The following is an 8382-nucleotide window of genomic DNA, read 5'->3' on the forward strand; positions in this document are numbered from 1 at the left end:
GGGGTCAGTTTGGATATCGAAAATTATTGTACGTTAAGGCTATTTTTTGACCTTTCGACTTTAGCGGGTCTCAACCGACGAAACTTACCGGAAGCCGGTATCCGGTTGCTTTTCCAGATATAATCGCCTGTCAGATTGATATGCTCCCAGCCTAGCGGGGACAAATGCGACAGCAATTGATCGTTGATCTTCACCCCTTTACGCTTCAGGGCATCGACCGCTCTTTCCATATAGACGGTATTCCACAGCGAGATAGCTGCCGTCAGCAGCGTCAGTCCACTGGCGCGATAGCTCTGATTTTCCGGTTTACGATCCCTGATTTCACCCAGACGGTGCAGGAATACCGCGCGCGCCAGCGCGTTACGGGCTTCTCCTTTATTCAGTCCCGCCTGGACCCGCCGACGAAGTGCCGGATCGCGGAACCAGTCGATCATAAACAGCGTTCGTTCAATACGGCCAATTTCTCTCAGTGCTTTGGCAAGTCCATTTTGCTTTGAGTAGCTGGCAAGCTTTTTCAGCATCAGGGATGCCGTCACTGTTCCCTGCTTTATCGAGGTTGCCAGACGCAACACTTCACGCCAGTGAATTTCGATCTCTTTCAGGTTCAGGCTGGTCGTTGATATCAGTGACTGAAGCGCCGGGTACTGGTCTGCTTTCCCTTTGATAAACAGCTTCTTGTCATGGAGATCCCTGATTCGCGGACAGAACGCAAATCCCAGCAGATGCATCAGGGCAAAGACATGATCGGTGAAACCCGCGGTATCGGTGTAATGCTCCCTGATTTTCAGGTCACTTTCGTGGTACAGCAAGCCATCGAGAACATGGGTTGAATCCCTGACCCGACTTATTATGCAGGTGTAAAACGGGCTGTATTGATCCGAAATATGGGTATAAAACTGTCGTCCGGGCTCCTGCCCATATTTCGGGTTAACCTGTCCTGCGTAGCGGCCAGTGCTGCCTGTTCTGAAATTCTGTCCATCTGATGATGATGTTGTCCCGTCTCCCCAGAATGCCGCCAGCGGCCTTTTCCCCTGCGCGTTTACCAGTTCTGCAAGGGCGGCTGAATAGGTTTCGTCGCGGATGTACCATGCCTGAATATCTTCAAGTGATGATTTGGTACTCCCGGGGCAGGCTTCTGCCATTTTTGTCAGGCCAAGATTGATGCCATCCGCAAGAATGGTGGTGAGAAGCAGGCGGGTATCGGGACGGGTAATGTCATTTTTTATATGCGAAAAATGTCGGGTAAACGTCGTCCAGCCGTTTACCTCATCGAGAATTTCCGTGATTTTAGGGCGCGGTAGCATGCTGTAAACCAGCTCTGCCAGCGGTGAAACCTGCGCCGGTACGCAGTTATCCAGCGGAGAGACTTTTACGCCCCTGTCGGAAATTTCCACATCGGGCAGTTCACCAAGGGCTGCCATGGCATTGACCTCTTCAAGTCTGGACTGAAGCAGGGTCATACGGCTGGTAATGTACTCATGGTAATCAGCAGATACGGGCAGTGGCAGCGCCGGAGTGAGTTTGTCAAAGTCCTTTTCGGGAATGAGGTAATCATCAAAATTTTTGTAGCGCCGTGAGCCTTTAACCCAGATGTCCCCGGAGCGCAACGCTCCCTTAAGCTCGCTGAGCGCACAAAATTCATAATACTGCCGATCAATACCCGCAGGTGTAATCACCACCCTGTGCCAGCTTTCAGGGACAAACTCAAGCGGCGCAGTCGCCGGAACTTTACGTGAGTGCTTCAGGTACATATCCTTGATCACAACCAGCGCATCAGCCAGAGGTTGCGCTGCCGGGGTTGCGACTAACTGTAAAGTGGATAACATGCGTGGGGCATATTTCCGTAATATGCTGTATTTCTCGGTAATAATATGCAGCGGGTCAAAATTATTTTTTCTGGCGAGATGGCGTGTTTCCTCCAGACTGGCGACAAATTCAGGCCATGGGAGTATATTTTCTATTGCGAGCCATGGATCGTCACCGGAATCGCGGGCATCAGACAGCGCCTGACCGACATCGATGTACTGCCTCAGTTTTGACTGGATCAGCTTTCCGGTCTGCTGAAGGCGCTCTGCCTGTGTTCTTTTGGCTTTGCTGAAAAGGCTGTTCAGCATTCGCTCATGCAACTCAATCACTTCGTCTGTCAGTGTGGCTCTGGCTTCTTCCAGCACGCACACCAGGATCGCATGACGCCGGGTTGCTGAAAATCGGGTCAAATCACGGCTACTCATCTTCCGGCCTTCCCGCGCCAGTTTCAGCAACCGGTTCTGGTGAATGGTACGATCTATACCTTCCGGTAATGCCAGCGATTCAACGCTGCTGAGCCGATCAAGATGTTGCAGCACGTTCTTACCATTGATTTTACCCGGCGGTTGCAGAAGCCATGTCAGCCTGGAAGACTGATTATCCGATGACTCAAGTAAACGATCCAGGGCATCCCTGTGAGCCGGAGTTAACGGGGCATTCAGAGTCTGAAATACGATTTTATCGCCGCCTGCCATGGCCTCAGCACAGGTACGCTCCACGACATCAATCGCGGGGATTATTACGTTGTTCTGCCGGAGCCAGACCAGCATCTCTTCGGCCAGGAGAATACCTTTATCAGTACGCGTCGCCATCGACAGCAGGTGTGTAATACAGTCCTGCTGTATTTTGCCGGTAAATGCCTTCACGCCAAGATAGCGGTACAGTTCGGTTAAATGCTCGCGCCGGGTCGTATCCCTGCCGGAAAGGTAAGCAGGCCAGAGATCACCGGTAAGATTTAGCCTGCTGGCGATATGTTTCAGCAGTGCATCAGAGGGTGGGATTTTTTTATCCGGGGCAAAGCCAACATTTTTCAGATAGCAAAGAAGGACGGCAAAACCAAAACGGCTGGCGGGTTTACGGTGAGCACAGATAAGCGCCAGATCATGCTCACTGAAATAGGCCATCCGGGTCAGCGTTAACTCATCGTCTGGCAATGCCAGTAATGATTCTCTTTCCGACAGAGAAAGAATCTGCCTCCTTGCCATATAGTTTCCCTCATAAATTATCCGATGCGGTATTTTTAACAAAAATGGTTATCGCATAAGGGTACACCCTGACGGCATAAACAAAATGTGACGATACTCCATGAATGACATAACCTATATGCGATAGAATTAATGCAATAATCTAAATGCGACAATGCGGTTAAAAAATGTTCATCAGAGCTTATTTAAGAGCATCGACGGAAGATCAGTTCGCCGACCGGGCAAAAGAGATGCTGGAGCAGTTCGTTCAGGAGCGGGGGCATAAAATTGCCAGTTACTACCGGGAGAACATCAGCGGTACAAAACTTGACCGCCCGGAACTGGGACGCTTGCTGATGGACAGTCACCGTAATGATATTTTACTGGTCGAGCAGATAGACCGCCTGACCCGCCTGAGTAACAGCGACTGGAGGACGCTGAAAAAGCAGATCGAACAACACGAACTGCGGATTGTCAGCCTGGATGTCCCAACCTCATGGCAGGCACTGTCAGATAAAGACCCTTCGCAGGCTGACCCGATCACCCGCGCTGTGATAACCGCCATCAATAACATGCTTATCGATCTGATGGCCGCGATGTCGCATAAGGACTGGCTGAACCGCCGCCAGCGCCAGAAGCAGGGTATTGAACGGGCGCATAAACTGGGAAAATACCGGGGTAAGCAGGCCGATCAGGAGCGTCATCAGAAAGTCCTGTACTACCGTCATGTCAAGAAACTGAGTATCAGGGAAACAGCGGATGCGACAGGGTACAGTCCCTCCCAGATTTGCCGCATTCAGGCTCTTTATAAAGAAGTGACATCTGATTAAAAAGCAACATTGACAACTATGATATTCGTTCCCTCAAAAGGAGCCCTTGTCTATATCTCTCAGAGAAGAGGCGGGCGTCTCTGTGTTTATTCTTCATACTAGCCTTACAGATAAGCAATATGCCAGATTATTTCTGCCCTTACTGACTCAGGATTAGATTTTGTTCTTTACCGGTAGTATATAATTGACTGCCAGCAACATCATACACAATATGTCATTCATCACTGGCATTATCAAAACACCGGGCTCGGTTCCCTTCAAGTTGGAATGCGAACTGGATGGCAAGAGTGATTCGTTAGCCCTTGCAGGATACCGCACTCATCTACCTGCCGGGTGCCAGAACACCTTTCGCGCAAAACGGACAGGTGTTTCTTCAACTGCAACAATACTTCTATGCGTGCCTCCACCTGCTGGATATGATCATTCAGTAGTAAACTGACTTCGCCGCAATCCTGACCCGGATTGTCCCGCAGCGCCAATAATGTCCGTATTTCTACCAACGTAATGTCCAGAGACCGACAATAGCGAATGAATTGCAGGCGTTCGACATGAGACTCACTGTAGAGCCGGAAGTTACCATCACTGCGCGCTGGCTTTGGCAATAACCCCTCTTTCTCATAGTAACGAATAGTGACAGTTTCGCATTTTGTCCGCCTGGCAAGTTCACCAATCTTGATTTCCATCCCTCATCCTCATTTAAAACTTGACTCTATAGTAGCTATAGAGTTCTTAATGAACAACACATAAACCTAAATCACAGGAAACGCTATGAGTAACTGCAGTTCAAAGGGATGCGGTTGTTCGACCATACCGATGAGCCAACCCGCTTCGCAAGCCCAGCCAACAGCTGAAGTGGCTCAGGCCGTCTACCGAATCGAGAACATGGATTGCCCTACAGAAGAGGCGCTGATCCGGAGCAAGTTGGCTACATTGACGGGTGTGATTGACCTTGACTTCAATCTGATGCAGCGGACATTAACCGTGCGGCACGAATTGCCATCGTTATCTCCGGTTGAACAAGCTTTAAAAGCTATCGGAATGCAGACCGAACGCCTGGATAGCGCTTCTGGCGAACAGACGACCAGACTGGTAATTGCCAAAATGGATTGTCCAACTGAAGAGGTTTTAATCCGTAATAAGCTTTCAAAGATAGCCGGGGTGACCCGTCTCGATTTCAACCTGTTGCAGCGCACCCTGTCCGTGCATCATACTCCTAACACGATGCCCGAGGTTCTGGATGCGCTGAAAACTCTGGATTTTGAGGCTCAGGTACTTAATACAGAGGGAACCACCTTATCTTCGGCAGTATCGGCACGGGATTCTACCAACTGGTGGCCGCTTGGTGTTTCATTGGTAGCTGCACTGGCTGCGGAGGCTGTCTACTGGTTCCTGAATGGCAACCATTGGTCAGTCATTGTTCTGGCACTGGTCGCCATCTTAACTGGCGGTCTTTCTACCTATAAGAAAGGCTGGATTGCACTTAAAAACCGCAACCTGAACATGAACGCCCTGATGTCAATAGCAGTCACCGGGGCCATGTTGATTGGCCACTGGCCAGAAGCGGCGATGGTGATGGTGCTGTTTGCACTTGCTGAAGTGATTGAAGCAAAATCGCTCAACCGTGCCCGTAACGCCATCCGGAGCCTGCTTGATCTTGCTCCCGAACAGGCCACAGTGCAGCAGCCAGATGGCTCGTGGCGGGAAGTTGAGGCAAGCCAGGTCACCATCGGCAGCCGGGTTAGGGTTAAACCTGGTGAGCGAATCGCCTTAGATGGCGAAGTGAAAGTGGGACGTTCTACGGTAAATCAAGCGTCGATCACTGGAGAAAGCCTGCCTGTTGAAAAAGCACCAGGTGATCAGGTGTTCGCAGCCACCATCAATGAGTCCGGTTCCTTCGAGTATATCGTTACGGCTATCGCCAGTAACTCCACACTGGCCCGTATTATTCACGCGGTAGAAGCAGCACAAGGCAGTCGTGCACCCACCCAACGTTTTGTCGATAGTTTTGCACGCTGGTACACGCCTGTAATATTCATTGTTGCTATCGCGGTAGCGCTAATTCCTCCGTTGTTCTACTCCGCCGCGTGGCTGGACTGGATTTATCGCGCGCTGGTTTTACTGGTTGTCGCCTGTCCGTGTGCGCTGGTGATCTCTACGCCAGTGACTATCGTTAGTGGCTTAGCCGCCGCAGCCCGGCATGGAATTCTAATCAAGGGAGGTGTCTATCTTGAAGAAGGTCGTAACCTTCGCTGGCTGGCACTGGATAAAACCGGCACGATCACTCACGGCAAACCTGAACAGACCGATTTCGCCGCATGGGGCGAAGCGTCAGCGGCCAGTAGTCGAAGTATTGCTGCGAGTCTCGCGGCTCGATCCGATCATCCCGTGTCCAGAGCCGTTGCGCACGCAGCAAATATCGATGGTATTACGCTACGTGATGTTGCCGAGTTCGTGGCATTACCAGGGCGTGGAGTGAGTGGCAGCATTGATGGCGTAACTTATCATCTTGGTAATCATCGGATGCTCAAAGAACTGGACTATTGTTCACCTGAACTGGAACAGCGCATCGATGCAATGGAGCGTGAAGGGAAAACTGTAGTCATTCTGGTGAGTACAAAGGGGGCTCAAGCCCTGTTCGCGGTAGCAGATACCATCAAGGATAGCAGCAGGAGCGCTATCACGGAGCTGCATGCACTGGGCATCAATACGATGATGTTGACTGGAGACAACCAGCACACCGCGCACGCAATAGCCACGCAAGCCGGGATCGATCGTGCACGGGGTAACTTATTGCCACTGGACAAATTACACGAGATTGAGCAACTGACTCTGACGGGCAAAGTCGGTATGGTGGGAGACGGAATCAATGATGCACCAGCCCTGGCTCGTGCTGACATCGGATTTGCAATGGGTGCGGCGGGCACCGACACCGCCATTGAGACGGCGGACGTTGCCCTGATGGACGATGATTTACGCAAAATATCGACATTCGTGCGTCTGTCGCGTGTGACGGCTAAGACGTTAAAGCAAAATATCGTGCTGGCATTAGGCATTAAAGCGATATTTCTGGTACTTACTTTCTCGGGGCACTCGACCATGTGGATGGCCGTATTTGCCGACATGGGGGCCAGCTTGCTCGTGGTGGGCAACGGTCTTAGGTTGTTACGCCGATGAACTGGAAATTCATTTTCTATGACTGGTATGGTCTGAACGCCGAGTTATTCGAGGCCATCAATGCGGGGATGCCTGTCACGCTGGGACCGCTTGTGTGGTTCTTAAGTCTGGTGAGTAATTACTGGACTGCGCCATTGATGCTGCTTGGGCTGTGGGGATGGTCGAGATTTGCCCTCCTTCCGGCCCAGGCTAATGCGGTCTGGTATCGGTTCATCATTTTTAGCACCGCCATTCTTCTTGCCTTGTTGGCCACCAGTGTTTTGAAGCTGTGGCTCGATTTCCCGCGCCCGACAGCCGTCTTTGGCGAGTTGGTAAGCATCGCAGGTGAGCATGAGAAAAACTACAGTTTTCCCAGTGAACATGCGACTTATTCGGCGCTGGTTGTCGGCACTCTTTGGACGCTGGTCGGGTACCGTGGACAAATCTCTTTGGTACTATATGCTGTCCTCGCTGGATGGGCATGCATTGCTGCCGGGATATCATTCCCGGCTGATATACTTGCAGGCTGGTGCATAGGTTTGGGCTGCATTGTTATTGCAAGAACGCTGATAGCATTTATTGCTCCTGTATGGCAGACAACTCGCCACGCATCGTCCTTAATCTGGTATGGAGTGACTTTTTTTGCTTTCATCACCGATCAGCTAACAAAATTCGTTATCGTTCGCATATATTCTTATGGCGAACAGGTCGAAGTAACGCCATTCTTCAATTTAGTTCATGTCTTAAACCCGGGGGCTGCATTCAGCTTTCTGGCAGGAGCGGGGGGCTGGCAACGTTATTTCTTCATCACTTTTGGCTTAGCTTTCTCTGCCTGGCTAGCGTACATGCTGAAAAAACAGCTTTCACGCCCTGAGGCACTGGGATATAGCCTGATGCTCGGAGGTGCGCTTGGAAATATTGCTGATCGCATTCTGCGCGGGTCAGTTGTCGATCTTCTCGACGTCGGTGATGCTGCCAACTTACTGATTTAGTGTATGATGGTGTTTTTGAGGTGCTCCAGTGGCTTCTGTTTCTATCAGCTGTCCCTCCTGTTCAGCTACTGACGGGGTGGTGCGTAACGGCAAAAGCACCGCCGGACATCAGCGCTATCTCTGCTCTCACTGCCGTAAAACATGGCAACTGCAGTTCACTTACACCGCTTCTCAACCCGGTACGCACCAGAAAATCATTGATATGGCCATGAATGGCGTTGGATGCCGGGCAACTGCCCGCATTATGGGCGTTGGCCTCAACACGATTTTACGTCACTTAAAAAACTCAGGCCGCAGTCGGTAACCTCGCGCATACAGCCGGGCAGTGACGTCATCGTCTGCGCGGAAATGGACGAACAGTGGGGCTATGTCGGGGCTAAATCGCGCCAGCGCTGGCTGTTTTACGCGTATGACAGT

At 51.1% G+C, this 8382-nt stretch carries 5 protein-coding genes and 1 pseudogene; 4 read left to right on the plus strand and 2 right to left on the minus strand.

What is annotated here, in order from left to right:
• Nucleotides 1-23 precede the first annotated feature (23 nt).
• Nucleotides 24-3011, minus strand: a complete 2988-nt coding sequence (locus M989_RS23725) for a Tn3 family transposase (RefSeq protein ID WP_016241615.1) — start codon at nt 3009-3011, stop codon at nt 24-26.
• A gap of 167 nt (nt 3012-3178) precedes the next feature.
• Here M989_RS23725 and M989_RS23730 point away from each other — a divergent pair, with 167 nt between their 5' ends.
• Complete coding sequence (locus M989_RS23730) at nt 3179-3820, plus strand: recombinase family protein (protein ID WP_049592188.1); 642 nt, start codon at nt 3179-3181, stop codon at nt 3818-3820.
• A 257-nt stretch (nt 3821-4077) separates the two neighbouring features.
• Here M989_RS23730 and cadR read toward each other — a convergent pair whose 3' ends face one another.
• Nucleotides 4078-4503: a Cd(II)/Pb(II)-responsive transcriptional regulator gene (gene cadR / locus M989_RS23735; RefSeq protein WP_049592187.1), complete on the minus strand. Its 426-nt coding sequence runs from the start codon at nt 4501-4503 to the stop codon at nt 4078-4080.
• 85 nt (nt 4504-4588) lie between these two features.
• On the opposite strand from cadR, the gene M989_RS23740 reads away from it, so the two are divergent.
• The 3 genes and pseudogenes from M989_RS23740 to M989_RS25085 all read left to right on the plus strand — a co-directional run.
• Complete coding sequence (locus M989_RS23740) at nt 4589-6994, plus strand: heavy metal translocating P-type ATPase (RefSeq protein ID WP_049592186.1); 2406 nt, start codon at nt 4589-4591, stop codon at nt 6992-6994.
• Nucleotides 6991-7965, plus strand: a complete 975-nt coding sequence (gene lspA / locus M989_RS23745; protein WP_083965196.1) for a signal peptidase II — start codon at nt 6991-6993, stop codon at nt 7963-7965. The genes M989_RS23740 and lspA overlap by 4 nt, the downstream gene beginning before the upstream one ends.
• Nucleotides 7966-7993: 28 nt before the next feature.
• Nucleotides 7994-8382, plus strand: a pseudogene (locus tag M989_RS25085) (IS1-like element IS1A family transposase); the annotation flags it as partial.

Source organism: Kluyvera georgiana ATCC 51603, assembly GCF_001654985.1.
Lineage (GTDB): Bacteria > Pseudomonadota > Gammaproteobacteria > Enterobacterales > Enterobacteriaceae > Kluyvera > Kluyvera georgiana.